This is a genomic window from Leptospira johnsonii, from assembly GCF_003112675.1.
In the GTDB taxonomy this organism is placed as follows: Bacteria; Spirochaetota; Leptospiria; order Leptospirales; family Leptospiraceae; genus Leptospira_B; species Leptospira_B johnsonii.
This window is the reverse complement of record NZ_BFAY01000006.1, coordinates 1-25,406: the sequence shown is the minus strand read 5'-3', so window position 1 is coordinate 25,406 and position 25,406 is coordinate 1. Positions and strand designations below refer to the sequence as shown.

23 protein-coding genes are annotated in these 25,406 nt (G+C 39.9%); 12 read left to right on the top strand and 11 right to left on the bottom strand.

The genetic code is table 11. From position 1 onward, the window contains the following. Nucleotides 1-29: 29 nt before the first annotated feature. The gene (locus tag LPTSP_RS03725; protein WP_439956990.1) at nt 30-815 is read left to right on the top strand and encodes a hypothetical protein; all 786 of its coding nucleotides are present in this window, start codon (nt 30-32) and stop codon (nt 813-815) included. 17 nt (nt 816-832) lie between these two features. Further along, nucleotides 833-1,597 carry an enoyl-CoA hydratase/isomerase family protein gene (locus tag LPTSP_RS03720; RefSeq protein ID WP_108927499.1) on the top strand — a complete coding sequence of 255 codons (765 nt, stop codon included), beginning with the start codon at nt 833-835 and terminating at the stop codon, nt 1,595-1,597. Between the two features lie 48 nt (nt 1,598-1,645). Here LPTSP_RS03720 and LPTSP_RS03715 read toward each other — a convergent pair whose 3' ends face one another. Together LPTSP_RS03715 and LPTSP_RS03710 are read right to left on the bottom strand one after the other, a co-directional pair. After that, nucleotides 1,646-3,340, bottom strand: a complete 1,695-nt coding sequence (locus LPTSP_RS03715) for an FAD-binding oxidoreductase (RefSeq protein WP_108927498.1) — start codon at nt 3,338-3,340, stop codon at nt 1,646-1,648. A 134-nt stretch (nt 3,341-3,474) separates the two neighbouring features. Beyond that, a complete protein-coding gene (locus LPTSP_RS03710) occupies nt 3,475-5,484 on the bottom strand; it encodes a SpoIIE family protein phosphatase (RefSeq protein WP_108927497.1) in 2,010 nt (669 codons plus the stop codon). 157 nt (nt 5,485-5,641) lie between these two features. On the opposite strand from LPTSP_RS03710, the gene LPTSP_RS03705 reads away from it, so the two are divergent. The 3 genes from LPTSP_RS03705 (at nt 5,642) to LPTSP_RS03695 (ending at nt 10,424) form a co-directional block, all read left to right on the top strand. After that, entirely contained in the window at nt 5,642-7,276 is a 1,635-nt protein-coding gene (locus LPTSP_RS03705) for a glycerol-3-phosphate dehydrogenase/oxidase (RefSeq protein WP_108927496.1), read from the top strand. 41 nt (nt 7,277-7,317) lie between these two features. After that, nucleotides 7,318-8,430 (top strand): helix-turn-helix domain-containing protein, encoded by a 1,113-nt coding sequence (locus LPTSP_RS03700; RefSeq protein WP_108927495.1) that lies wholly within the window; start codon nt 7,318-7,320, stop codon nt 8,428-8,430. A gap of 80 nt (nt 8,431-8,510) precedes the next feature. After that, nucleotides 8,511-10,424: an AMP-dependent synthetase/ligase gene (locus LPTSP_RS03695; RefSeq protein WP_108927494.1), complete on the top strand. Its 1,914-nt coding sequence runs from the start codon at nt 8,511-8,513 to the stop codon at nt 10,422-10,424. Between the two features lie 183 nt (nt 10,425-10,607). Here the strand turns inward: LPTSP_RS03695 and LPTSP_RS03690 are convergent, their stop codons facing one another. Then, entirely contained in the window at nt 10,608-11,186 is a 579-nt protein-coding gene (locus tag LPTSP_RS03690) for a TetR/AcrR family transcriptional regulator (protein ID WP_020771550.1), read from the bottom strand. Nucleotides 11,187-11,293: 107 nt separating this feature from the next. Continuing rightward, nucleotides 11,294-12,301: a patatin-like phospholipase family protein gene (locus LPTSP_RS03685; protein WP_108927493.1), complete on the bottom strand. Its 1,008-nt coding sequence runs from the start codon at nt 12,299-12,301 to the stop codon at nt 11,294-11,296. 97 nt (nt 12,302-12,398) lie between these two features. On the opposite strand from LPTSP_RS03685, the gene LPTSP_RS03680 reads away from it, so the two are divergent. Next, entirely contained in the window at nt 12,399-12,860 is a 462-nt protein-coding gene (locus tag LPTSP_RS03680) for a PaaI family thioesterase (protein WP_108927492.1), read from the top strand. 5 nt (nt 12,861-12,865) lie between these two features. Here the strand turns inward: LPTSP_RS03680 and LPTSP_RS03675 are convergent, their stop codons facing one another. Further along, entirely contained in the window at nt 12,866-13,714 is an 849-nt protein-coding gene (locus tag LPTSP_RS03675; RefSeq protein ID WP_108927491.1) for a hypothetical protein, read from the bottom strand. Nucleotides 13,715-13,788: 74 nt separating this feature from the next. On the opposite strand from LPTSP_RS03675, the gene LPTSP_RS03670 reads away from it, so the two are divergent. The 3 genes from LPTSP_RS03670 to LPTSP_RS03660 are packed head-to-tail and all read left to right on the top strand — an operon-like array spanning nt 13,789 to nt 16,892. Then, nucleotides 13,789-14,280 (top strand): NYN domain-containing protein, encoded by a 492-nt coding sequence (locus tag LPTSP_RS03670; RefSeq protein WP_174704428.1) that lies wholly within the window; start codon nt 13,789-13,791, stop codon nt 14,278-14,280. A 4-nt stretch (nt 14,281-14,284) separates the two neighbouring features. Continuing rightward, entirely contained in the window at nt 14,285-15,784 is a 1,500-nt protein-coding gene (locus LPTSP_RS03665) for an MBOAT family O-acyltransferase (protein ID WP_108927489.1), read from the top strand. Nucleotides 15,785-15,797: 13 nt separating this feature from the next. Continuing rightward, the gene (locus tag LPTSP_RS03660; protein ID WP_108927488.1) at nt 15,798-16,892 is read left to right on the top strand and encodes a DUF1574 domain-containing protein; all 1,095 of its coding nucleotides are present in this window, start codon (nt 15,798-15,800) and stop codon (nt 16,890-16,892) included. On the opposite strand, the gene LPTSP_RS03655 is transcribed toward LPTSP_RS03660, so the two are convergent. The 3 genes from LPTSP_RS03655 to LPTSP_RS03645 form a co-directional block, all read right to left on the bottom strand. Then, nucleotides 16,880-17,608 carry an SIR2 family NAD-dependent protein deacylase gene (locus LPTSP_RS03655; RefSeq protein WP_108927487.1) on the bottom strand — a complete coding sequence of 243 codons (729 nt, stop codon included), beginning with the start codon at nt 17,606-17,608 and terminating at the stop codon, nt 16,880-16,882. The two genes, LPTSP_RS03660 and LPTSP_RS03655, sit on opposite strands and share 13 nt — an antisense overlap. A 1-nt stretch (nt 17,609) precedes the next feature. Further along, on the bottom strand, nt 17,610-18,152 hold the full coding sequence (locus LPTSP_RS03650) for a DJ-1 family glyoxalase III (RefSeq protein ID WP_108927486.1): 543 nt from the start codon (nt 18,150-18,152) through the stop codon (nt 17,610-17,612). Nucleotides 18,153-18,238: 86 nt separating this feature from the next. Next, nucleotides 18,239-19,399 (bottom strand): glycosyltransferase, encoded by a 1,161-nt coding sequence (locus tag LPTSP_RS03645; protein ID WP_108927485.1) that lies wholly within the window; start codon nt 19,397-19,399, stop codon nt 18,239-18,241. Nucleotides 19,400-19,837: 438 nt separating this feature from the next. On the opposite strand from LPTSP_RS03645, the gene LPTSP_RS03640 reads away from it, so the two are divergent. From LPTSP_RS03640 to LPTSP_RS03630, 3 genes are all read left to right on the top strand, one after another. Continuing rightward, nucleotides 19,838-20,344 carry a DoxX family protein gene (locus LPTSP_RS03640; RefSeq protein WP_108927484.1) on the top strand — a complete coding sequence of 169 codons (507 nt, stop codon included), beginning with the start codon at nt 19,838-19,840 and terminating at the stop codon, nt 20,342-20,344. A gap of 88 nt (nt 20,345-20,432) precedes the next feature. Further along, nucleotides 20,433-21,281: a pectate lyase gene (locus tag LPTSP_RS03635; protein WP_108927805.1), complete on the top strand. Its 849-nt coding sequence runs from the start codon at nt 20,433-20,435 to the stop codon at nt 21,279-21,281. Nucleotides 21,282-21,553: 272 nt separating this feature from the next. Then, the gene (locus tag LPTSP_RS03630) at nt 21,554-22,216 is read left to right on the top strand and encodes a hypothetical protein (RefSeq protein WP_108927483.1); all 663 of its coding nucleotides are present in this window, start codon (nt 21,554-21,556) and stop codon (nt 22,214-22,216) included. A gap of 97 nt (nt 22,217-22,313) precedes the next feature. On the opposite strand, the gene LPTSP_RS03625 is transcribed toward LPTSP_RS03630, so the two are convergent. The 3 genes from LPTSP_RS03625 to LPTSP_RS03615 form a co-directional block, all read right to left on the bottom strand. Further along, the gene (locus LPTSP_RS03625) at nt 22,314-22,595 is read right to left on the bottom strand and encodes a hypothetical protein (RefSeq protein ID WP_008592446.1); all 282 of its coding nucleotides are present in this window, start codon (nt 22,593-22,595) and stop codon (nt 22,314-22,316) included. A gap of 126 nt (nt 22,596-22,721) precedes the next feature. Continuing rightward, the gene (locus LPTSP_RS03620; RefSeq protein WP_108927804.1) at nt 22,722-24,269 is read right to left on the bottom strand and encodes a methyl-accepting chemotaxis protein; all 1,548 of its coding nucleotides are present in this window, start codon (nt 24,267-24,269) and stop codon (nt 22,722-22,724) included. A 104-nt stretch (nt 24,270-24,373) separates the two neighbouring features. Beyond that, nucleotides 24,374-25,021: an SCO family protein gene (locus LPTSP_RS03615; RefSeq protein ID WP_245915454.1), complete on the bottom strand. Its 648-nt coding sequence runs from the start codon at nt 25,019-25,021 to the stop codon at nt 24,374-24,376. Nucleotides 25,022-25,406: the final 385 nt, after the last annotated feature.

The following is a 25,406-nucleotide window of genomic DNA, read 5'->3' as shown; positions in this document are numbered from 1 at the left end:
CTGTTTTGAAAACAAACCATCTAAATCCGATGTATATATTCGGATCATTATTTTGTTTTACTCTATTCTTCCAATCCTGTGTGACCACGGATATAGAAGAGATTACTTTTCGCCAAAAAGGAAAGATTAAATTTTGGAGCGCCAAATCCAAGGAAGGTTCCAAATACTTAGACGTACTTCGTAAATTAGAAGAATCGAATACTTCTTATACGGGAGAATTTGATATACGTATCCAGAATTTTTTCCCTAAAAAGGACGTATTCTCTTTAGCCGGAAGGATCTTCTATGATAAGCCTAGCGGTAAGATGCAGATCGAACTTACCGATAAACTTTTTGGGATCAGCGTTTCTAAAGTGTTTAGCGATGGCCAAACGATCCGGATCAAAACTGTTTCTGTGGACAAGATCCATGAACAGACCATGGACGATATTATTTTATCCGATCCTAATACAGGGAAACAAACGGTAGTTCCTTTTCCTGTCATTTACTATCTTCTTTCCAATCGAAATGCAGAATTGTTTAAGCCACAATGGACGCTCGTTCAGCCGAACGATGGAATTGTTCTCGTCAGAAAACCGGGAGAAGAATGGACTTACTACACCGCAGAAAACGGGATACGTTCCGTGGAATGGGATTCCAGCGGTAAGAATGTAAGAGCTGTCACAAGCGTTCAGGGAGAAGTGGATTTTCCCCCTAAGACTACGATCACTCGTATCGTATCCAGAACGGATGGTACCGATCAGAATCGTATAGAGATTAAAATGAAAAAAGTATCCCGCACTGATAAATTGAACCAATTAGTGTTCGGATTTTAACATTAAGGAAATCGAATATGTTAGACGTAGAAAAAAACGGCCATATTTTAGAACTGTATATCAAAACAAACGAGACCAATTCTTTGGGAAGGGAATTTTTCCGTAAATTTAGAGATGTTTTAGAACAAGCGGAGAACGATAGATCAATAAAATCCATCCTTCTATCCGGAAGGAACGATAAGTTTTTTTCCAACGGATTCGATCCAGAGATCTTCGTAGGAAAAAACCTGGAAGAAATTAAAGAAGTTCTTAGAGAAGCGTTAGGTGCCTGCGGAAGAGTTTTATTCTCTCCTAAACCTGTGGTCTGCGCGATGAACGGTCACTCTATGGGAGTAGGAGCGGTTATCGCTATATTCTCCGATTATAGGATCCTTGTAGAGAAAAAAGGAAGATTAGGTTTTCCTGAATCATTGATCGGTATTAATTTTCCCTCCACTGCGGGTACAGTTCTAAAAGACCTAGTCGGAATGAAAACTGCAAGAGACTTATTGTATAGCGGACGAGGTGTTAAAGCGGACGAGGCGGTACAACTAGGAATTGTGGAAGAATCAGCTACTCCGGAAGAAGTGATCCCTAAAGCCAGAAAATGGTGTTCTCAATTCCAAGACATGGCAATGGAATCTGTAGTGGGAGTGAAGATCGCCCTCAGGGATTCCCAACGTCTGCTTGCAGATACTTTGGAAAAGAGAGATGTGGAACTTCTTGCACAAGCGATTGCTAGTTCTAATGGACAGGAAGGAATGAAGTCTATCCAGGAAAGAAGACGCCCAGTCTTTACCTGAGAGTTAATGTAGCCTGGGATCTCTCCCAGGCTTACAGATACACTGCTTTTAAGAGTGAAATAATTTTCCTGGGTTCAAAATTTCTTTTTGGTCCAGAACTTTCTTTAGTCCGTTTAAAGCTTCTATTCCAGGTTTACCTAAACTGGATTCATACCATTTTTTGTGATCGATACCGACTCCATGGTGATGACTGATCGGAGCTTTAAAAGAAGTGAATGTATCAGAAACGGATCTTTTCATTTTGAACCATTGCTCTTCCGGTTTTTTCGGATCCATAGGGAATAAGATCGTATAATACAAACAAGCTCCCTCATGATAACTATGAGATAAATGGCACATAGCGATCGAACCAGGGATCGAATTTTGTAAGGACTCAATTCCGGCCTTATGTAGGTCTTCCAGTTTATCGTAGGTGCTGGAAGTTTCCATTGTATCCACTCCCATTCCGTACTGCATTACATGATTTCGGAGGAAAGGCATATTGTATCTGCTATGGATCCAATTCTGTCCCAGTTTTTCTCCGGCAAAGATTGCTCCGCCTTTTTTCCAAAGTTTTTTGAGACCTTCGAAAGAATGATCTACTTCTTGTCTAGATCCGTCCAGGCCCACTAAAACCACACATTTATTCTCTCCAATTCCCACTGCGTTCAGATAAGAATTTTGAAGGAATTTTTTGAATTTGCGGATGGGGGTATTCTTCTTTCCTAATTCTCCTAGATATTCATAAAGCCTGGTCTCATTCGCGTCGGAAAGTCTCATCATAGAAGTTTTGATCTCTTCATGGTTTGCTTTTCTGATAAAATTGATCGAGGAAAGTAGATCAGGAAATACAAGACCGAAATATTTTCTAGTCTCAGGGATTCTGTGGATCTTAACTGTGACTTCTGAAATAATTCCTAAAAGACCTTCGCTACCTGCAATGATCTGGTTCCAGTCAGGTCCTATAGAAGATGCAGGCGATCTTAATGTTTCCACAGTTCCGTTCGGACTAATGAGTTTTACAGAGGTCAATATCTCTTCTATTTTTCCGTATCGATTGGATTGTTGTCCTGCGCTTCTTGCAGCGACCCATCCGCCTAATGTGGAATATTCGAAAGACTGAGGGAAGTGTCCCAAAGTGTATCCCTTTAAATTGAGGCCATATTCTAATTGTGGTCCGTAGATCCCTGCTTGGAAAGTTGCGGTCATGCTGATCGGATCGAAAGATACCAATTCTTTCATCTCTGTCATGTCTAAGGAAAGAACGGCTTTCTGACCTTTTCCTTTTAGCACTTCCACACCGCCTACTACGGAAGATCCTCCGCCGAAAGGAATGATCGTGATCTTGTTTTTAGAACAATATTCTAAAATTTTAATAATCTCAGAATCCTTTTTCGGATATACAACTCCATCTACGAAAGACTTGAGAGTATTGAAGTGGAGTCTAAGAACATCGTAGTAACTTCGACCCGCGGAATGGAAAATTCTTTCATATCTATCTGTTTTGAGATTAGTTTTACCTACGATAGAGCTTAAGTTTTTGATATCGCTCGGACTTAATTTGCCGTTAGGAAGTTTGATATTTTCCAAGGAAACTGCAGGAGTTTCACGAATAGAATCTAACTTAAATTCTCTTTGGAGAAGTTTGAGTATTTCAGGCATCTGCGCCTTTCTACCGAAATCCTGATCGTTTGCACCCCAGGCATTCCATCTAAGATTGGATCTGGAATAGTCGATTTTGGGATTGAGCTCGTGGTAGAACATGGGGTCTTATCTCCGATTAATTTAAAACGTTTCCAATAAATACGAATCTTTCCAGAGGGCAAGGTAAAAAGGATACTCGATGCTGATCTAATGGAGATCTTTAGGAACTCTTATATCCGAATTCTATAGAAGTCCTATAGACGTTTTTTTAATTCCGCGATCTTTGGATCATCTGGTGAAAGAAGGGAGGCCTCATCCAATAACTTTTTAGCCCTGAATGAATTTCCAAGTAATCTATAAATATCCGACAGATTGATCAAGTTTTTGAAGTGATTAGGAGAACGAACTCTTAACTTCTCTCCTAACTCTGCAGCAGATTTTAAGTATTCAGTATCTTTTTTCTGGGTAAAAGCCTTTTTCCAAAGGATAGAAGAATAGAATAGCAGGTCCGTTTCCGAAGGGTCCCAGGATAAGGACTTCTCCGCCCATTCTGCCGCTTTTTTGAATTCGGATATTTTATCGTACCATTTGGAAAGAAGTTTGGCTACCTGAGGAAAATAACTTTCTCCTACTTTACCTGATCTTTTTAGGCCTTCTTCTAAGATGTTTATCGCGTCTTTTGTGTTTCCTTTTTGGAAAGCCGACTCTGCTTCCATAATGGATTTTTTGTCTTCCATATACGGATTTCTAGAAGGATTATAAGAAATAGATAATATACTTAAATCGTCGGAAAGTTTTCCTCTGCTGATCAGGGATCTGCGGATCGTTTTTAATTCTCCTCCACTTTCTTCCACCGACGCTAAGAAGATTGTCTCATCCTCGTTCATGATCCTTTTACCGGAAAAATCCTCTTCTAAGACTAGATCATCTCTTCCGTCTGATCCGCTGAAGATCGTGTCTCCAGGAAGCATACGGAATGTTTGGACCTGGATCTTGGAGCCGAATATTTCAGAAATCCCTAATTTACGAATATTGGATTCCGATCCTAAGAACATTGCTTTCCCATCTCTATATAGAACTGGCCAAGGATGTTCGGCATTGATATAATACATAACCCCGGTAGTATGTTCTACGATCCCTAAAACAGCAGAGATCAGCATAAATCCGTCGAATGTCTCGAATACGTTCTGTAGATCTATAAATGCTTCTTTCAACCAACGTTCCGGAGATTTGGATTGTATCTCCGGAGAGAGTCTAGTGCGGCTAATGATAGAATTGAATACGGAACCTAATACCAAGGCTCCACCGGCACCCTGGATAGATTTTCCCATTGCATCCCCATTGATGAACGCTGTGTATTCTCTATCCTGGATCTTTATTATATAAGCGCTTAAGAAGTCTCCACCCAGTTCATAGTCCTTCTCTTTAAAGGAGAACTTTTTGTACTGATCTAGTAGGAATTCCACTTTGACTCCCGAATTTTCGGAATTGTCCAGTTTGATCAGAGGCGAAAGAAGTAGCGCAGTTAAAAAATAATCCCCGTCCTGCTTTTCTTTCAAAGCTTGGATCAGTTGCATTTTTTCGGAAATTTCCCTATTACTTTCCTGGATCTTAAATCTGCTTACAAAACTTACGAATCGATATCTTTCCAGAATTATGGAAAATACTAGTGTGAGAATGTATGCGATCCCCAAGTTCTGCATGGAATAAGCAGCTTGCGGAGTGCTCAAATTTGGAGAGTATATCAGGATAGAACTCAAAAAGGATAAAATCGAAAATATTAAGAATATATAATACGATCTCTTAGGGAGAGGGACAAACGCGATAGTGATCAGAGCGATTTGGAGACCGGATACGTAATTCGGATCATCCGCTATTCTGCCGGTAAAAAAGGATGTACAAAGTAATAGATAGGCGATGTATACATACGCCATTTCCAAACTATATTTACGAGTAGGAATCTTGAACAACGTGTCCAAGAGAAGGAAAATTAAACTAAGGACGCCTACTAATGAGAAACCAATCCGGAAATAGAATAATTCTGGAAATTCAGGATGTAGTTTTTGGTCCGTTCCGAATGCGAAACCCAACCAAACAAACATTGCAAGCACTGCACCAGGATATTGGATCGTGCGAGTTTGCCTTTTTAGATCTTCAGTATATTCTTTCTTATATAATTCTCTATCCGGGTCCTTTTTAAAAAAACCTAGAATTGCTTTCCATTTGTTTTGAAAACTACCTGCCCGGGAGGAAGTATATGACATCTATTGAATCGAACTCCGTTCGGTTCAAGTCCCTTAAATAAGTGGGAAATAAGAACCGGGTCTAAACTAAAATTATCATCTACTCATTTGGAGTAAAGAACTTGTGTAATTTCTAAAGTCTTGACCGACCGAGTTCTCAAATCCAAACTGTGAATCTATGGCAAAAACTAAACACGCTAAAACTCCTGCATTTCCGATTTCTTCTCAAGTTTTCGATACCTTAGTGATAGGTGGTGGCATTACAGGAGCCACTACTTTGTGGGATTCCACCTTACGCGGGTTAAAGGCTCTTCTTGTAGAGAAAAATGATTTTGCCTCTGGAACTACTCAGGCCACCTCCAAGTTGATCCATGGAGGTTTAAGATATTTAAAGAATGCAGAGTTCGGACTAGTGAGAGAATCCTTAAGAGAAAGAAGAATTCTTGCAAAGATCAGTCCTCATGCACTCAAAACGTTAGGCTTTATTATTCCAGTATATTCTAATTCTGAAAAGTGGATCACGAATATCGGTCTTCAGATGTATGATTATTTTTCATACGATAGAAATAGAGAGATTAGTTCAGATTCTTGGATCCCAACATTCAGATTTTTATCGCGGGAAGAGGTTGTGATGGAAGCACCGAGCCTTCCTCGACAAGGACTGAAAGGAGGATTTTTATATTACGATTACCAGAACACGAATCCGGAAAGACATACATGCGAGTTCATCTTCTCCGCTGAAAAAAAAGGGGGGACCGCTCTCAATTACACCGAAGTAGTTGCGATCTCTCAGCAGGGAGAGGTATATCAGGCAATCTTAAAGGACAAAAGAAGCGGCAAAACCTATCCCGTATTTGCAAAAACAGTAGTGAATGCGGCAGGTCCCTGGGCGGATTTTGTAGAATCTTTGGCTGGAGTCGGAATGGATAAGGTCCTAGTCCGATCCAAAGGGATCCATATTGTGACCAGAGCTTTGACTGTTTCCAAAGCAATCGTCTTAAAGAAAAGGGACAAGACTCATATGTTTGTTCTTCCTTGGAGAGGTAAAACGATCATCGGGACGACTGATACAGTATTCTCGGATTCTCCCGATAAATTTAAGGTTACCAAATCGGACATCCAAGGTCTATTAGAAGAAATTAATTATACATTCGGATATTCCGATCTAACTGAATCGGATGTAGATTTTTATTATGGTGGAATGAGGCCATTGGTCGAAGATCCGGGAGAAAAATCGGATACTTATAATGCGTCCCGTAAAACTGAAATTCTAGATCATAAAGAAAAAGGACTCCCTGGATTTTTTACCGCCCTGGGTGGAAAATACACAACAAGTAGACATTTAGCGGAGAAGATCACAGACAAACTCTGCGAGTATTTGCCTGGAAATTTTTTACCTTGCGAAACGGACCAGATCCCACTTTCTTCGGGAGAGTTTTCGGACCATTCTTCTTTAGTCAAAGGGCTCAGTAAAAAATATTCCAAACTTTCAGGAGAGTATCTCGAAACTTTGGGGGCACGATACGGAAGTTTAGCATACGAAGTCCTCAAATACCAAAAGGCAAACGACGAATCCGTTGCCTTGAATAATGGAGAAAAATTCAGCACGGCTGAGATCCGTTATATCGCTTCCGAGGAAAAAATAGAAAAAGGGACGGACTTTTTCTTCCGTAGATCGGGGGTGGGAGTGCCTGGTGCGCCTTCTTCCGAATCCTTGCACAGAATTGTAGAAGAATTAGGAAAAACATTGGGTTGGAACCCTGCTCGTAAGAAAGCAGAAAGCTCGGAGATACTTTCTCGTTATCATTTTTGACTTTTAATCTAGTTTCGATCTGGTATTTCTAAATAAGTTAAATGGATTTAGAAACTGGTTATTTAGTTTTTGGAGCGGCCTTCGGCTGTATCTGGTCTTTAGGGATCTTAGTTTCTCCGGCTTCTCTTGGAGAAAGAACAAGAGCCGCTCTCATTATGTTTTTTTCTTCTCTTTGGCTTGTGGGAGGTGCAACTTTTCTTTCCGGCTTGGTACGCACGTATCCTGTCTTGTACGGGATCCATATTCCTTTTGCGTTGGGAATTGCCCCGGTTCTTTACATACATTTTCAGATCACATTACTGGGACTAGAAGTTTCGAAAAGAGAGTTAGTTTTTCATTTCCTTCCCAATTTCATCTGCATAATTTTACTTTTACCTTTTTGGTTAGGTGGAGAAGAATTTAGGCTCCGTACATTACAAGAGATCGCTCAAGCCAAAACTTATTCCAGTATTCTTGTGTTTTTACAGATCACTCCTAAAATTTCGATCTTATCTTACTTTCTACCGTTACTTTGGATGTACAGAAGTTATTTATTCCGTTCTGAACAAGACGAGAACGAAGAAAGAGCCAGAAGGATGTTTTTACTCTTCGTCTGTCTCATTTGTTTTGTAATCTTCTGGGGACTCACTGGTTCCATTTTAAGAAGGATAGAATTCGTAAAAGAGAGCATATTTAGTCTTCCGGTTTTATTGGTGATCGGATTTTTACTTTCCCAAAGAGAACCAAATTGGCTTGGCTTTGTAGGAAAAAGTTTAAGGGAAGTCCGATATAAAAAATCTAGACTGAAAGGAATGGATGAATCCAAGATCAAAGATCGTTTGGAAGCATTGATGAGAAGGGAGAAGGTTTATGCGGATGAGGATCTAACACTTTCTCAACTCGCAGAAGAGTTGGATCTGACCAACCACCAACTTTCAGAATTTCTAAACCAACGTCTATCCATGAAATTTTCGGATTATATCAATTCTTGGAGAGTAGAAGAAGCCAAGGTTCTACTCTTAGAAGATCCGGACCGTTCCATTCTAGCAATTTCCGAATCGGTTGGATTCAACTCAAAATCAGCATTTAACGAAGCTTTTAAGAAGTTTGCGGATTCTACACCTAGCGAATTCAGAAAAACAGCGATCCAATATAAAGCTTCTCTAAAATTTTAAAATCCGCACGTCCTGAGTTATACGCCAGGACGACAAAGTTCCAATTCGGCTCTATACTCTCCTCCATCCTAGGAGGTGGCATGAAAACTCTTGCCGATTTATATCAATCGTCCAAAAATAAATATGGGGAAAGACCTGCGTTTCTGACTAAAAATTCTTCGGGAGAATTCGACTCAGTAGGATTCTCCGAATTGTACGAGTTAGGATTACAACTCGGGACCGCACTTATAGAATTGGAATTCCCTTATAAGGGACATGCAGCCGTTCTTGCAGACAACCGCTTAGAATGGATTATCGCGGATTATGCGATTATAATGGCGGGTGGGGCGGATGTTCCTAGAGGTACCGATGTAACCGATTCAGATCTAAACCATATTCTTCCTCATAGCGGCTCCACGATCGTGTTTGCCGAAAATGATTCCGTTCTAAAGAAACTCTACCAAAACCAAAGCGCTATCCAGAATGTACATACAATTATTCTAATAGATAAGAACGCTAAGGGGACTGGAAAAGAGCTTAGGTTCTGGGATCTCGTGCAAAGAGGAAAGGAACTGAGAGAAAAAGGCAACCGTGAAATGGAGAAGAGAATCTCTCAAATTCAAGAAGAAGACCTCTTTACATTGATATATACTGCTGGGACAACCGGGCGTCCAAAAGGAGTTCCTTTAACCCATAAAAATATCATGTCTCAGATCAATCGGATCCCGATCAAACTTGGTGCGGGAGAAAGGATTCTTTCCATTCTTCCTGTATGGCATAGTTTTGAAAGAATGTTCGAGATGGTATGTATCCATTTCGGAGCGGGTACGTATTATTCTTCTGTGAGAACGCTCAAGGAGGATCTAAAAAAAGTGAAACCTACATTCATGGCTTCGGCTCCTAGACTTTGGGAAAGTGTATACCAGGGGATTTATGCGACAGTGGCAAAGTCTTCTAGCGTAAAACAAAGTTTATTCCATGCGGCGTTATTCTTCTCTTCGAATATTCAGTCTGCAAAACGTTGGTTGGGCTTTAGAGAATTGGATTTAACCGGAAGGAGTTCCTTCGTTTCATTCTTTGTGGGGATATTCAAGCTTCTACAATATATTCTGAATATTCTTCCAGCTACGCTATTGGACCTGATCGTTCTGAAAAAGATCCGTCAAGCTACCGGTGGAAAATTAAAGGGAACTGTTTCCGGAGGGGGAGCTCTTCCGATCCATGTGGACAAATTTTTTAATGCGATAGGTATCCAGGTCTTGGAAGGATATGGTCTGACTGAAACTTCTCCTGTAATCTCTGTTCGTATTTTAGATGAGGCAGTGATGGGAACGGTTGGTCCTTTGTATGAGGGAACTTCTCTCCGAGTCGTGGATCCAAATACTTCCAAAATCCTTTGGACAACGGAAGAGGGCGGACCTAAAGGATATTCCATCAAGGGTGAGATCCATGTAAAAGGGGATCAGGTCATGTCCGGATATTATCATGACGAGGAAAATACTCGTAAGGTTATGAATGGAGGATGGTTCAACACTGGAGATCTCGGATTGATGACTTACAATAATTGTTTGAAAATTGTAGGTAGAACAAAAGAAACCATTGTTCTATTAGGTGGAGAGAATGTGGAACCTGTTCCGATAGAAAATATTCTGAGCCAATCCGAATTCATACTACAATGTATGGTGATCGGTCAGGACCAAAAATATCTTTCCGCTTTGATCGTGCCAAATCCAGAATTTTTCCCTAATTACAAACCGGGAGTGGGTTTTAGCTCCGCAGAAGAAGAGGCAAAATGTGCAGTCAAGATCCAAGGAGTGATCAAAAATTCAATCTCTTCTACAAACGGATTCAAATCCTTTGAAAGGGTAGTGGACTTTAGATTATTGCCTAAACCTTTCGAAACTGGAGATGAACTAACGGCAAAACTATCTGTGAAACGTCATATCGTAACTGATAAATATTCTGGACTCATTCGAGATATTTATTCAGGTAAAAAAGAAGAAGTTTTGAGATAAAATACTCTCAAAATGTTGGAGTTCCTACATCTTTGAAAGCGCTGCCCCCGCCCGAGTTTTGGGTGGAGGGGAGTGGCTCGTGGGAGAGCGCCCGTCTCCTATATCATATAATTTGAATTTCTGGAAGTAATTTTTCTGACAAAGTTCTTGTTGGAATTCCAACAGACTTTGTGTCTTAAAATTTTAGAATGTAAAAGTGTTCGCGAGAACGACTCCCATAAAGTCTTTCACCACTTCCGCAACCTCATCCAGTTTGATGGATTCTTGGTCTACGATCCTTTGACCCACGGTTCCTAAAATAATGCTGATCAGAAGTCTGTTCAGGTTTGGATTCGTGATTCCCAGATGTTTGGTGATGATGGTTACGTACTCTTTCATCGCCTCTGCGATAAGTTGTTTTTCTTCTTCATGATTTTTTAATCTAGAAACGTCGCAGATGATATAGAGAAGATTTTGGAAATAGGTTTCTCTGTCCTTTACCATTGTGAAAAGTGCTTCTACCCTTTTTTCGATGGTTTGGTTGTCCTCTCCTTTGGAATAGACCTGTAATTCTTCGATGTCCTTATTTAATACGAACTTTACGAGTTCTTTAAATATATCTTCTTTAGTGGAGAAGTAGTGGTAGAGAGTTCCGGTGGAAACATCCAATTCCGTGGCGATTTCTCTCATGGAAACTGCCGAATACCCTCGTCTGGCCAAAATATCCACACATTTGGAGAGAATCTCAGCTTTGTATTTTTCGTGGTTTACGATTTTGGGCATTTCCTAGGTCCTGAAGAGTGTTTTCTATTTACCGTTTTCGCTAGTTCTAAAGCTCCTGGAAAAAGGAAAGGGAGGGGGCCCTTTGTCTTTTTTAGGGAGCAAGTTAATTATTTTATTTGTTCGAAAAAAGAATGCAAGTGTTTTTTCCAGTTCGGGTCCAGATGGCCTAAGATCCTTTCTTTCTGTTCTTCCGCATCCTTGCGTCCAGTCTCGAATGCATATCTCACTAGGCTTGGACTAGTATAATCAAATCCCTGTTCAATAAATGGTCCCTCAGGGGAAACAAGAAGAGTATCCGATAGAACCGAGGCCGACTTTCCCACTAGTGTTGTGGGTTCGTAGAATACTCCTATCTTAGGAAGGTCGGAGGAGAAGTCTTCAAGCAGAAGGTTATTAGTTAGGCCGCCATCCAGATAATAATTCCCATTATAACTTTGGAGTGGCAAAACCGGGAAGGCAGAGCAAGAGTTCATTACGATCTGGGTGACTGATTCCGGATCGGTTAGGTCCTTCTCAGTAAAAACTTTTTCTCTCCAGCCCCAATCTTTCATTTTTTTTAATACTTCGAAAGGTTGTTCTCCCTTTCTTCTTAATGTCTCATCCTTAAAATATGCGCGGATGATAGAAGCTGCCTTAGCAAAAAGGATCCTTTGGATCGGTTGGCCCTTTTTATTTTTGTCCAAACTTTCGTTCGGGATCTCTACTGTATGGATCTTGATCTTTGCGGATTTAGAAATGAGTTTGGAAAATCGAAGGCAGTATTCTACAGTTCTTCTTGCTATTCCATGATGAGGGAATGGAGCACTGATCCTAAGAAGTCTATTCCAGTAAAAGTTCTTTGGATTTCGTTTGGTCAGTTCTTGGAAATAATTCGAACTCTCTTCTTCCGTTTCGGATAGGGTGCTGATTGCCATGGCGGCTCCCGCACTTACACCCGAAACTTCTTTAATTCTTATTCCCCAGGTTCTGAGTGTATATGCAAAACCTAGTCCGTAAAACGCTTTGATCCCTCCACCGGCGATCGCTAGAGCGATCTCCTTTTTGATCCCTAGTTCCTGCCATGCGGTCCGGATGCCGTTTTTCAGTTTCGTTTCTAAGGAAAAGAATGGGTTCATTTTCCTACATAATGGTTGTGTTACCAAATCATGGCAATTTTAATTTGCCCGAATCCAATTTCTTTACAAGATCGGAATATAGACTAGGAGATCAACCTTGGCGAATCAAAAAGATTTAGAAGATATGCAAAAAGAATGGGAGAAGTTTTCAAAGGCCGCCCCAGGTCTAAAGGTTCCTCCTCCCGCTTTCAAGGAACTTTCTGGGGAATTCGTTTCCTATGTACGTAAGAAGGAGATGGTCTGCAGTTTTTATGTGGAGCCTAGGTTCTCCAATCCGATGGGAGTTTTTCAAGGTGGATTTTTAGCGGCTGCATTCGACAATACTTTCGGTCCATTATGTTATTTGGCCGCGGGTAAACCTACCACCACTCTGGAATTAAGCGTTAGTTATATTCGAATGGTAAAAGAAAATCAAAGGATCACAGTGCAAGCTAAGGTAGTGGCAAGAGGGAACCAACACATCTATCTAGAGGGAGAAGCTTTTGATGAAGAAGGTAAACTTCTTGCCAAGTCCACCACCCAAGTATTGATCTTAAGAATTCCTAGCGGTGCTGCCTGAACTAATTAAGTTTCCGGGATCGAAGGCGGAGAAGGTATTTCCTCTTTCGGTTCCGTGATTCTCTCTAACGGAAGTTTTTTTACGTGTTCGGCCATCTCTTTTAAGATATTTGCAGTGATATCTTTCATGATATCGCCGATCACTTCAGTTTCCAGAACTTCTGCGATCATTCTTCCTATGTCTTCTCCCAATTTATGAGAGACCTGAGACATGAAAGGAATCTTGGATAATTCTTCCAATAAGAACTTGGACTGTAAGGATTCGTTTACCTTGGAGTTGAGTTGGTCATTATGTTTGGAGATGGCTTCTTTTGCAAGCTGGCTATAATCTAGTCTTAGCATCACTTCTTCCACTCTTTCCAAAGAGTGGAGAAATACCGCATCCGCTATTGTGTCCACGATCACATCTCTAAATCTGAATGTGATCTCTCTTGTCAGAACCTCGCTTACGTTCTGGCCCGATGTCCCGAACCTATAAAATGCAATTGCGAGTTTTACTCCTCTTAACAGTAGAAATGGTCGGAGGAAATAAAGAGGAATTATGCCAATAAGTTCGTACCAATTGGTCCTCAGATATTTTTTGATGTCCTTTTTTTGTCGGACCTTGATCCAAACTTCTATGCCCCATAAAAATATGACGAATAGATCGAATGCGAGAACATAGGCTGGGATATCTTTATGGATGAATTCTTTATAGGAGTTTACGAATAATAAAAAGAATACGTCGATTGCGGCCAAGCCCAAAAGAAAATAATCTCTTGCAGTACCTGGTAAAACACTTCTCCAATATTTTACAGTTCGTATGAAGTTTCGGATTTTAGAGGATTTTGCCGGTTGGGAATTTGCTTCCACCATGTGCCATTGTCCGATTCGGTTCGGTGTTTACAAGTTTTTCCAAAACATACATTCTGGTCACTAGTTTTAAAGGGATGCATTTAGTCGTAGACGGTTTCAATCTGATTTACAAAATTCCTGAATTGGAAGAGTATATGTATTCCAATCGACTGAGGGATGCCAGAGTAGGTCTCTTGAGAATTTTGGAATCTTATTCTTCTAAACTGAAAAGTCCTAAGGTTCATGTATTCTTCGATGGAAAAAAAGAAAAAGGGAACGAGACCAAAGAAGATTCGTACGGAAAAATACACGTTTATTTCAGCCAGGACAGAAAGGCGGACGATTTGATCAAGGAATATATCAAATATGCTCCGAGGCCTGCCGATCTATTCGTGGTGACTTCCGATCAGGAAATTTTGGCTTTTGCAAAAAGACTGGGAACAAAACCTATACTATCCGAAGAGTTCGTAAAAAAAATAGAAAGCGCCTTGGCGGAAAAGCCAGCTCGGGAAGAGAAGGACTCAGGCGCAAAACTTTCTCCGGGAGAGATTCTCTACTGGAAGGAACTATTCAAGAAGGGAAAGTAAAAGAGTGCTCTACAATTCGATCTTATTTTTCGTTTTTTTCTCTATCGTTTATTCTATCTATTGGCTTCTTCCGGAAAAGAAAAGATCCGATTTTTTACTCATTTCCAGCGGTGTCTTTTATATAGTAGCTTCTTCTACTATCTTAAGCGGATTCTATTTCTTTCTCCATTTCCTAATTATCGTTCTATTCAATTACTTCGCTTATTTTAAGATAAGGACTTCCGTAAACGCGAAAGCTTGGATGATCTTTGCCGTTCTTTTGAATGCGATCAATCTAGGATTTTTCAAGTATTTCTATTTTATAAATAGGATACTTTTCGATCTTACTAAGTATCCATTCTTTGACGAAGTTCCTAGAATATTGCAGATCTCCCTTCCGTTAGCCGTGAGTTTTTACAGTTTCCAGATGATTGCCGCTGCCGTGGACGCGTATCGTAAGCCGGAAGATGATATTATAGGGCTGAAACAGTATCTTAGTTTTGTAATATTCTTCCCTGTTCTGATCGTAGGGCCAATCTTAAGGACAAAAGATTATTTTATAAACATAGGGCATCTGAACCCTGACAAGGATAAGATCGTTCGTGCTTCTTATCTTATGATCTCTGGTTTGATCAAAAAAATACTAATTGCGGATCCTGTGGCAGGAGTGATCGCTCCTGTTTTTTCCAATCCGGGACAGTATGATAATCTTTCTCTGGTCTTGGCCGCATTTGGATATGCTATCCAGGTATACTGCGATTTTTCTGGACTCACGGATATGGCAAGAGCGGTTGGTCTCTATTTCGGATTTGAACTTCCTGAGAATTTCAATGCACCGTTGTTCTCTCCTTCCGGGAGAGAGTTATGGCAGAGATGGCATATGAGTCTTTCTTTCTGGCTCAGAGATTATATCTATTTTCCTTTGGGTGGAAGTAAAAAAGGAGAATGGCGCACATACCTGAATTTGATCATCACTATGACAGTGGGTGGGGTCTGGCATGGGGCGGATTATACGTTTATTGCCTGGGGATTCTATTGGGGAGTCATACTTGCATTTGAAAGATTTTTAGTCGGCAAGTTCGGCTGGAATGACGAAGATTCCAAAAGTAAAATTCTCAATTTCCTAAGGATACAGTTCGTATTCTGTTTATTCTCTTTCAGTGCGATCCTGTTCAGAGCAAACTCTGCAACTAAAATGCTTCAACATGTTGTGGGACTTGTGACTAACACACAAAATTATCTATCTTCGTCTTTACAATCCTTAGGGTTTGGTTGGATAGAAAATTCAATTTCCTTGGTTACCGGACCTTCTCCCTTTTTATTGGAATCTATGAAGAATATTGAAAAGATCGGATATTCTTATTTGGGATTTATTGTATTTCATTGGATCCAATCCAGAAAGGACCTATTACTGCAATGGGGAAGAGGAAAAGACTGGCTACTTGTTGCCTGCGGAGTGGTGACAGTATTTGCAATCGCTTTATTATCGGAGGATTCCGGAGCTTGTATCTATTGCCAGTTCTAGACCGGAAATAATTATGAAAAAGAATACATTCTTACTTCTTCCTCTTCTTGTTCTGTTGATCTCTTTGGGGCTAGATCGTTTGTTCACTCTAGAGTTCTTCCAGTATTATTATTCGAATACGTTGTCCCATTTGAATTTTATCAGCAAAGAGGATCTGTATTCGGATCTAAAAGAATATCTGAAGAAGGACCCATCTTCTCGAAAAAAGACATTGGTTTTTTTTGGAAATTCTAGAGCTCTCTTACTTCCGACCAGAGAACTTGAAAAAAGACATCCTGACTGGGTGCTTTATAATTTTTCAGTACCTGGGGGTTCTCCTGATTATTTTCTATATTGGGTAGAAAGATTTAAATCAGACGGAACAAGACCGGACTTTGTTCTTTTAGACCAATCATTAGAAATTTATAATAAAACTCCGGTTTTGGCCTTGGACGAGGTTTTGATTTATGGGCTTTCTCCCGAGTTTATATTCAGGCATTGGACTAGGTATTCCAGAGAAGAATTATCTGTGTTTATCTCCAAACATCTCTTTCATACCTACAGAGACAGGCCTAAGTTCTGGAGGATTTCGGAAAGAATGCAAAATTCTTCCGCTTTAGCAAAGGTATATGAGGCAGCAGTCCAAAAAGTACTAACTATGCTAAAGGAAGACCGGGGAAGCACTCCGAGAGAACTTGTTAAACAGAAACATACGGATGAGCAACTTATCCAGGCTTCCGAGACGGATTTTTCCTCTTATTTGAAGCCTTATACATTTCATAGTAGTATGTTCGAAATGCAAAAGGATTCTATCCATATATTGAAAGAATATAAAGTTCCTTATGCCACAATTTGGGTAAAAGTGGCTCGTCCTTATTTTAATCTCTATATGACAAGAAAGGTTGAAACCTCAGAAGGCCTCAAAACACCAATGGAAGTTTGGAAACCTATTGTGGAGCGGTTTAACGAAGAAACAGGGACTGCGTTCTGGAATATGAACGAGGATCCTGATTATAATTGCGAAGAATTTGCGGATCCTGGTCATATGTCCCCGAATTGTTTTCCGGTCTTTGGAGACTATATCTTTAAAAAGTTAGAAGAGACATTTCCAAAAGATCAAACAAAGTAAGAAATAAGTTCAGGGATAATTTCTCCAGCTTTTTCTTGTAAGAATAGATCCGCATATTTGCTATAACCGCTTGGATCAATATTGATCTCTATCACGAATGCTCCATTTTCTTTGGCTATCCTGGCAAGTTCGACTGGAATTCCCACAGCGCCGGAAGATCCGATTACAAAAAGAAGTTCCGATCTTTCTGCGAGTGATACGGCACGATTTAATAGATCCGTATCGTAACTTTCCCCAAACCATAAAACATCTGGTCTAACTATACTTTTACAGTTCGGACATCCAGTAGAATTTTTGAGTTTAGAAACATCTGAGTCGTACTTTCGATTACAATTGGTACATCTATTCCTAAAAATATTTCCGTGGATCTCAATGATCTTTTCGGAACCGGATCTTTTATGAAGACCGTCCACGTTCTGTGTGATGAGATGAAAATCGGATCTTTTCCTTTCCAGTTCTGCTAGTGCGAAATGAGCGGGATTCGGAGATTTAGTGGAGATCAATTCCATTCTCCAGAGATACCATTCCCAAACTAGTTTAGGATCTCTGGAGAATGCCTGCGGAGTTGCGAGTTCCTCGGCTCTGTATTGTTTCCAAAGACCTTCTTTTCCCCTAAATGTAGGAACTCCACTTTCTGCGGAAATTCCAGCACCAGTGAGTGCGAGGATATTTTTAGAGTTCTTGAACCTATCTTTTATCTCAGGAGATATTTGCATTTTAAGAAGGAAGATGTAAGTTCTTTTCTACTTCTTTTCGTTTTTCAATTCCGGAGAGAAGTTCTACAATTTTCAATGAGAATTCGAATGCGGAACCGGGACCGATGCTAGTCAAAATTTTATCTGAGAGTTCCAATCTGCTTCCTGTGTATTTTTCGTCTACGGGTACACTTCCCGGAAATGCAGTGAATTTTTGGTTTTGAAGAATGGAATGAGTCAGTAGAACGTTCGGTGCCGCACAGATTGCGCCGATCCATCGATCTTCCTTTTTGAAATTCTTTAATATTTCCGAGACCAAGGGACTCGCGTTCAGATTTTTTGTGCCTTGGTTTCCTCCAGGCAAAACGATCATATCGAAACTAGATGGATCTATTTCCGACAAAAGAGAATCGGAGACCAATTTTACTCCTCTGGAAGCGATGATCGTATTTGTGGAGATTCCGGCAGAAACTACTTCTATCCCGGCCCTTCGAAGCACGTCTACTACGATGACTGCTTCCATCTCTTCCATTCCGTCTGCAAAAGGAACGAGCACCTTGGGCATATTCTTCTCCGATCACTTAAGATTGAGAAGGCCGAGCCTTCTTCTTTAGTATTTAAGAATTCTATGAGAAGAAATCAATTAAAACTTTAGATCTTTAGTTCCGGCTTTTTGGACCAGGTCAGATTGGAATTCAGGAAATAATTCGAGACCATCGCAGTCAGTATGGAAAGAATATCCGCACCGAATTTTAAAGTAAGTTCAGATGTTCCGTTCCATTGTTTGAAAATGGAATAGTAGATAAAGTGGAATGCGGACATCTGAACCAAAATGCCTATCAGACTCACGGAATGGAATAGAAAAAATCCAAATCCCAAATTTTTCCCAGAATACCTTCTTTCATAAAATGTAAAGTAGTTATTCAAGAAGAAGTTCGATAGGATTGAAAGTTCTATCCCGAAAAATACAGAAAGTGAAAAAGGATCCAAGAATGAGATGCCGGTTTGCACATCCGGGAATTTGCATAATTCTGCGATCAGAAATCCTACTAGATTCACAAGAACTCCGCTTGCTCCTACGAGAGAATAGAGTAGGAAGGTTGGTGAGACCCATTTTCCGAAACGAATGTCCAGGATGGCCAAAAAGAAACTTTTGATCACTGAATTATTGAGTTTTGTTTCTCCATACATTCTGGTCTGGAATGTATAAGGGATCTCTTCTATTTTTAGATTTTCTTTACTTCTGCCTAAAAATTCCAAAAGGATCTTAAAGCCTCTCGGGTTGATAGAATTTTTAGTATCCGAATACACGGAACGTTTGATCCCGAAATATCCGCTCATAGGATCTGAGACAGGTAGACCCAAAAGACCTTTTGCTAAAAAATTCGCAAATCTGCTGATCCCAATTCTTGCCAAGGACCATTTTCCGGTAGATCCACCTTTGGCATATCTTGTCCCTAGACATAGATCGACATCTCTTTCATAAAATGAACGGATCATCTCTGGAAGAATTTTCTCGTCGTGTTGCAGGTCCGAATCCATTACCACGAAAACTTCTCCTTCTGCTGCGCCCATGCCCGTAAGAACTGCGGAAGATAATCCTTTTCCGCTCAATCTCCGGATCACTTTAAGTTGTGGGATCTTTTCCTGAAGATGTTCAGCGACTTCCCAGGTATGGTCCGGGCTATCGTCATCAACCACAATGATCTCATGACGGTAATCGGATAAAGATCTGGTAATCCTATCCGCAGCAATAGGTAGGTTTTTGCTTTCGTTGTATGTAGGAAGTATAATAGAAACGGAGGGTCGCATAGGACCAAATTTCTATCTGGAAGTTTTGAATTCAATATTTTAAGTAATTAATTGATTACATACTAAATAAAAAATGTAAGACCGACTGAAGTCTCAGCAGGATTTTGGAAATAGAAACCGGTCTATTCACAATTTGTAATACGGTCTAATGAATATATTACCTCTTGTAATCGGTTATGGTTCATTCAATAAGCAAGAAAATGTGAGTATAACAATCTATTAGACTAAAGTGGAGGAAAAGAGGGGTAACTTGAATGAAAAGGGGAAAGAAAATTTTGTGTTAGGTTTTCACAGAGGAGTTTAAACTCCTAATTTTATCGTTCATTCAGGCTTTATTGTATTCTTTCTACTTTTCATATCTTTTCATCATCTAAGTGTAAAACAGTTTATAGAGCAAAGGTATGTAATTCAACCAATGCAAAAACCAAAGGAAAAACTATGTATCTGAGCAATTTAATGAATCATTTCTTTCGCATGGAAGATAAGGATGATAGGAATCATATTATTATCCGGATTCTTGTAGGAGGTGTTTTTATCTGGGAAGGGGTCATTAAATTCCTCTATTTAAATCAAGGAATCGGGAGATTTACGAAGTTAGGATTTTCGTATCCAGACCTGACTGCATCATTTATAGGTGGTTTAGAAATTATCGGAGGAACAATGCTGATACTGGGAATTTTAACAAAACCTTTAAGTATTGTATTTATTACTGAGATGATAGTTGCGATGTATCTTACTAAATTGCCTCTTTTATTCGGAACTTCTCCGTTACCGCCGCCTCAAGCGCCACCGGTTCTCGGAATCTGGGCAGTTCTGCATGAGATCCGATCCGAGTATTCACAGGCACTCGGATGTTTATTTCTATATTTATCCGGAGCAGGCCGCTTTTCTCTGGATTCCATTTTAAATCAGAGAATATTTAATGGAAGGATTAAGCGAAGATAGCAATTCGCGGTAATACTAATTAACGGCTTGACTTTTGAAAGTAGAAGGGATTTGATCTCGGATCGAAAATAAATGGATGGGTGACAAGATGACTTCCACCTTTAGAATGTTAGGCTTTGTTAGTTTCCTGTATTTAGGCGTTTTTGACTTTGGAACGAATCTCATTCTGGAACAAGTTTTAGATCCTTCTTTCCATACAATCAACCAACTGGAGGCGAGTTCCTGTAATCCTCCTGGAACTTACGAATTTTTTCCCGGAACAGGTTATTATCCCAGCGGATCCAGCGAAGTCTATCCTTGGCAAACGCCAGCAGGAGTCTCGTTCGAAGGTTTCGAAACTTATGCAGACGGGGCCATAATAGAAGCAAGTTCTAACAAAGCGTTGCAATCTCATATTGAAGTTACTTCCGGGACCTTGGTATCCAAACATCTTTCCGGCGGGGTTTATAAGAGGGCAAAAACGGAAGATTATAATTTCAGGATGCTGATCCAGGGTTTGAATAATGGCTCTCGGGTGAAGTGGACGGACCAAGCATTAGAGGCTAGGTTTTATATAGATTCCTGGCAGGATGCTACTGACAGTTGGCAAGGAATTCATCTATTTACAAGATACAGAACCGAAAATGATCTCTATGTGGCATCTCTCCGAAGCGACGGAACTGTATATTTTAAGAAAAAACTCTGTGGGACTTATACAACCTTGGCAACGGGAACTTTAAAGGATCTGGCAGGAAATCCAAAGTCTTTCCAAACAAAACAATGGTACAAACTAACCCTAGTTGCGATCGGAAACCATATCGATTTTTACGTGGATAATGTTCTGCAATTGTCTATCACAGATGGAACTTTCAGTTGGGGAACTTCTGGGATTCGAACTGATTATGCAAATGTGTATCTGGACGACCTGATCTTGCATGATGATCTGAGTGATTTTTGAGATTTTGTAGGCACTTCGACGGATTTGGGGGATTGTTAAGAGGATTGGTTGCATGCCGTGCATGGGCGAAAGTTCGTAAATATTGCAGCATTTCTTTTCTGGCCCACAATCTCCAACTTCCGATAATAGGTATTATGTCGCATTAGATCGGGTATCAGTAACTAAAAAAACAGGGATCCTTAGATTCTGCACTCTCAGGCAAACAAATTTTGATTATAATTTATTTACTATTCTTGACCAAGTCGACTTAAGTCTATTCACAATGGCAGATTATGAAAACTCCTATCATTTCTATTTTCCTTACTGGGTTACTAACAAGTATAAGTTTCAATTGTCTTTATTATCATACGCTAGATCCGGCTCTCTCCAGAAATAGTTTGGAACCTTCTTCCTGTCTTAGCGTTGTTTCCTTTAAAACTCTGATTAACGGGCTTCCTCCTGATATCAATACCGAACAATCTCCTGACGGTAAACGGACGAATATCAAGGTTACGGAAGATAAATACAACGGCCAATCTCACCCAGTTCTGGACGTAATGGCAAAGGAGGTTTTTAATGAATCAGGGATTCTTGCCTCAAACGATAAACAAGGGACGGAGGTTCAAAAAGGAATATTTATTCAGATCAATAATAAGATCAGTTATTCAGGGATTGGATATGCAGGAAGACTTCTTTCTACAATGACATTGAGCATTTTACCTAGTAGACTGACTGCGTTTGAAAGTTTCGATGTTTCCGTTTTTGAAGACCAGAAATTGTTATTAAAGAAAACGTATCTACATGAGGTCAAATCTTGGCTTTGGCTGCCTTTGGTTTTCTTTTTTTGGGCGGGAGAAGACCAAAATGAAGGACAATACTACTATAAGGATGTGATCAAAGATGTGATTTCGAATATCGTCGCAAAAAGAAAGGAGCAGAAAAAATGTCCGAAATAAGTAACTCTTTCTTTAGAGCTATTGGACATAAGCCTGACTTTTCCAGAATCAAAATTTCAAACTCTGGAAAACCAAGCCGGGATCCAATTTGGAAGGATCAATATCCTTGCCAGAGCGAAATGGTAACGATCGTTTTTCCGTTGTCTGATTTGTTCTCACATTGGCATTTGATTTGAGCGGATTGGCTGTAGTAACCTTGTCCGAGTGAGAATCCTGGCGCCGGTTTGCAGCTTTTGTACAGTCCGCCTTCGACCAAACGGTTGCAAGCAGCTTGGATTGCTGCTTCGATATCGCCGCTTTGGGAGCTAATTGTGCCTGGAATTGCTAAAAATACCGCAACGGCTAATGCGGAAGCGGAGATAAACAGAAACTTTTTCATGGTAAGGTCCGAAAACAAATAGGAACTTTCCTTTTGGAAAGAAAATATTTCAAACGAAAAATTTTGCGGATTGGAAAATTCTTTCCGTACTTTTGGATAAATTTCCAGTTTAGGTATTGAAGTTTATTATGCCTTAAATTCGTGGACCTGTTTTTGTAAAGAACCGCTTAATTCTTCGCATTTTCTTGCCTGGTCCGCAGCCTCAACAGCTTTCGTTGCAATGACCGCGTTCGAATTTTGAATCCGATCAAGAAAGTTTCGAATCTCTTCCAGACTTTTCTTTTCCGCTTCCGTAGCTTGGTGAACGTTTTGGGAAATTTTTCCCGCATTGAACAGAGCACCGGCCACTGTAACCCTGATATTCGTTTGTTTTCCCAAAAGTAAAAAGAAAGAATCTAGGCTTTCTTTGATAGAATCCACATCGTCCAAGATCAAGGAGATGGTTTTTGTACCTGTCTGAACTATATCCGTGTTTTTGGTCATCTCGTCTTTACCATCGCGGATCAGTCTGGAGATTTCTTTAATAGTGCTAGCCGTTTGGTCCGCTAATTTTGAGATCTCATCTGCGACCACCGCAAAACCTCTTCCATGTTCTCCTGCTCTTGCTGCCTCTATGGATGCGTTTAAGGCGAGAAGATTTACTTTATCAGCAATATCAGTAATCGTCCCTAATTTCGCAGTAGTACTGGAAGAGCTAGATTCAATTCTTTTGATGGATTTTTCGATCGCCATTAGACTTTCTTCCGATTCTCTCGCGTGTTTCCATGCTGTCTCGAATAAAGCCTTTGTGGAAACAAGCCCGGCTTCCATTTCCTGGAAACTGACCTCTAAATTTTGGAAAGAATTTTCCAGAGTGCTTGTTGCTTCTAGCTGTTTTTTGGCAGAATCAGATACATCGGAGACTGCATCAGAGATCTGATTCATACTGACATTGATTTCTTCTAGATTATTTGCTTGGTCAGTCGTTTTATCCGCTACTGTTGATGAGCTCTGGACTAAACTTTCTAAAATACTGTTTACAGATTCGGATTTTTCTCTGACTTCTCCCTGGATGGAAACATTAAATTTTCGGACTTCTTCCAATTCCGCCAGGTTCATTGCCTGGTTTAAAAATTCCTCTCTGAAGGTTATAGAAAAGTATATTAGTATTCCTGTCTCGAAAATTACGAAAATTGCATGTAATAGCACGATATCCCAGCCATTACCATAGTTGAATATTATTATAGGAGTTTCGGAAATTTTGTATCCTATGCTCTGGCATAAGGACAATAAGCCATGGTGGACCGCGATATATAATGCTCCGGGTAGAAGTGTTTTCCAGTCTCTATAATAGAGAAGAAAAGCCAACGCAACGAAGACATGAAAATGCATCTCTATCCTTCCAAACTGGGACTGGATCAGTATCCCAGACCAAGCCATAATGAGTACGGCGTTTAAGATCCTTAATAAATATGACCCCCTTAAGAAGGAAAAACCGATGGTGGAAAGTATTACGATTACCATGGAAGACTTTAGCACGAACTTCCAGGTTCCATATTCTAAAGATAATAAGAATGCAAAAGGAATATGGGCTAAGAGAAGGATGTAGAAGAAACGATCTACTTTTGTCGTCTCTTCCTTGAATTTCAGCCTGGCTAAATCTTGTATATTTTGTTTGTAATGGAGCTGATTCATATTTTTTCCCGGAGGGATTTTATTTATAGGTTCAATTTTCGGGTTTTTGGGGATTAGATCTTTCAAACGATCCCCGGTTTGTATTTTCGTTTATTATGAATCGCTTAATTAATTTGGGACTTTTGTTCTTTTTCGTTGCTTATGAATTTTATAAGTTCATTTGGATTCTGATCCCAATGTTTATCAAATTCGGAAATTAATCCTTTGATCCTTCCTTGAGAATTGACCCAAAAGACGGAATCAGGATGTTCTATATCTCCATTTGTATCTGAAGAAAACACCATGCTCCCGAAAAGCCTGGCAAGTAAGAAAGCCCTACCCCTTGATTCTAATCGAATAAATTTAGTCTCTGCTTTTAGATCGGAAAAATATTTTTCAAAACGTTCTTCAGTATCAAATTCTGGATCTAAACTTACGAATACTAGTCTTAGATTACTTTTTGCCGAAATGAGATTTTTCAATTTTTTCAAACTGCCATGACAAACAGTCTTGCAACTTAGATATCCGAAATAGACCAGATTTTCTTTCCCGCTTAGAGTCTTGCGTAAATCTGTAGTTTTACCATCTCCTTCATTTAACCAAAATTCCGGAAGGCTTCTGTCCGCTTCCATCATTCCAGAAGATGAGCTAGGTAGAAAATAGATTAACGGAAATATTACCGTTAGTCCGCCTATTGCAAGTTTCCAGGTATCCGTTTGCATCCAACAAAAAGTATGTAAATACCTTCTAATATTACTAAAGACGAATAACATACTTTTTATTCAAAAAATTTCCTGCAAAAGATCTTAAGAATTTAAGGAAATTCATTTAGGATTATGTTAAGTTTAAGTTATTTCTTATGAAAAACACATTTAGACTTTGGAGTCATTTGTTGGAATTCCAACATGAGTGTTGGGTGAAAATTGGGATTGCAGTTTTAAGGATTTTAGTATATAGGGGGAATGACTTCTCCCACAAGCCCGCCTCCTCCACCCGAATCTGGGTGGGGGCGATCTCAACTCCCCTGTAGGAACTCCAACAATGTGACTCACATTGAGAATCATCTCAGATTATAAACTAAATTAGGATGTTAGGGATTAAAGAAGAAGAGAAAGTCTCTTCGAAAACATATAGAGTAGCGTGACTCACCGATTTGTT

Coding starts and splice junctions, on each gene's coding strand:
- LPTSP_RS03725 (WP_439956990.1), top strand. CDS start 30: ATGTATATATTCGGATCATTATTTTGTTTTACTCTATTCTTCCAATCC.
- LPTSP_RS03720 (WP_108927499.1), top strand. CDS start 833: ATGTTAGACGTAGAAAAAAACGGCCATATTTTAGAACTGTATATCAAA.
- LPTSP_RS03715 (WP_108927498.1), bottom strand. CDS start 3,340: ATGTTCTACCACGAGCTCAATCCCAAAATCGACTATTCCAGATCCAAT.
- LPTSP_RS03710 (WP_108927497.1), bottom strand. CDS start 5,484: ATGTCATATACTTCCTCCCGGGCAGGTAGTTTTCAAAACAAATGGAAA.
- LPTSP_RS03705 (WP_108927496.1), top strand. CDS start 5,642: ATGGCAAAAACTAAACACGCTAAAACTCCTGCATTTCCGATTTCTTCT.
- LPTSP_RS03700 (WP_108927495.1), top strand. CDS start 7,318: ATGGATTTAGAAACTGGTTATTTAGTTTTTGGAGCGGCCTTCGGCTGT.
- LPTSP_RS03695 (WP_108927494.1), top strand. CDS start 8,511: ATGAAAACTCTTGCCGATTTATATCAATCGTCCAAAAATAAATATGGG.
- LPTSP_RS03690 (WP_020771550.1), bottom strand. CDS start 11,186: ATGCCCAAAATCGTAAACCACGAAAAATACAAAGCTGAGATTCTCTCC.
- LPTSP_RS03685 (WP_108927493.1), bottom strand. CDS start 12,301: ATGAACCCATTCTTTTCCTTAGAAACGAAACTGAAAAACGGCATCCGG.
- LPTSP_RS03675 (WP_108927491.1), bottom strand. CDS start 13,714: ATGGTGGAAGCAAATTCCCAACCGGCAAAATCCTCTAAAATCCGAAAC.
- LPTSP_RS03670 (WP_174704428.1), top strand. CDS start 13,789: ATGCATTTAGTCGTAGACGGTTTCAATCTGATTTACAAAATTCCTGAA.
- LPTSP_RS03660 (WP_108927488.1), top strand. CDS start 15,798: ATGAAAAAGAATACATTCTTACTTCTTCCTCTTCTTGTTCTGTTGATC.
- LPTSP_RS03655 (WP_108927487.1), bottom strand. CDS start 17,608: ATGCAAATATCTCCTGAGATAAAAGATAGGTTCAAGAACTCTAAAAAT.
- LPTSP_RS03650 (WP_108927486.1), bottom strand. CDS start 18,152: ATGCCCAAGGTGCTCGTTCCTTTTGCAGACGGAATGGAAGAGATGGAA.
- LPTSP_RS03645 (WP_108927485.1), bottom strand. CDS start 19,399: ATGCGACCCTCCGTTTCTATTATACTTCCTACATACAACGAAAGCAAA.
- LPTSP_RS03640 (WP_108927484.1), top strand. CDS start 19,838: ATGTATCTGAGCAATTTAATGAATCATTTCTTTCGCATGGAAGATAAG.
- LPTSP_RS03635 (WP_108927805.1), top strand. CDS start 20,433: ATGACTTCCACCTTTAGAATGTTAGGCTTTGTTAGTTTCCTGTATTTA.
- LPTSP_RS03630 (WP_108927483.1), top strand. CDS start 21,554: ATGAAAACTCCTATCATTTCTATTTTCCTTACTGGGTTACTAACAAGT.
- LPTSP_RS03625 (WP_008592446.1), bottom strand. CDS start 22,595: ATGAAAAAGTTTCTGTTTATCTCCGCTTCCGCATTAGCCGTTGCGGTA.
- LPTSP_RS03620 (WP_108927804.1), bottom strand. CDS start 24,269: ATGAATCAGCTCCATTACAAACAAAATATACAAGATTTAGCCAGGCTG.
- LPTSP_RS03615 (WP_245915454.1), bottom strand. CDS start 25,021: ATGTTATTCGTCTTTAGTAATATTAGAAGGTATTTACATACTTTTTGT.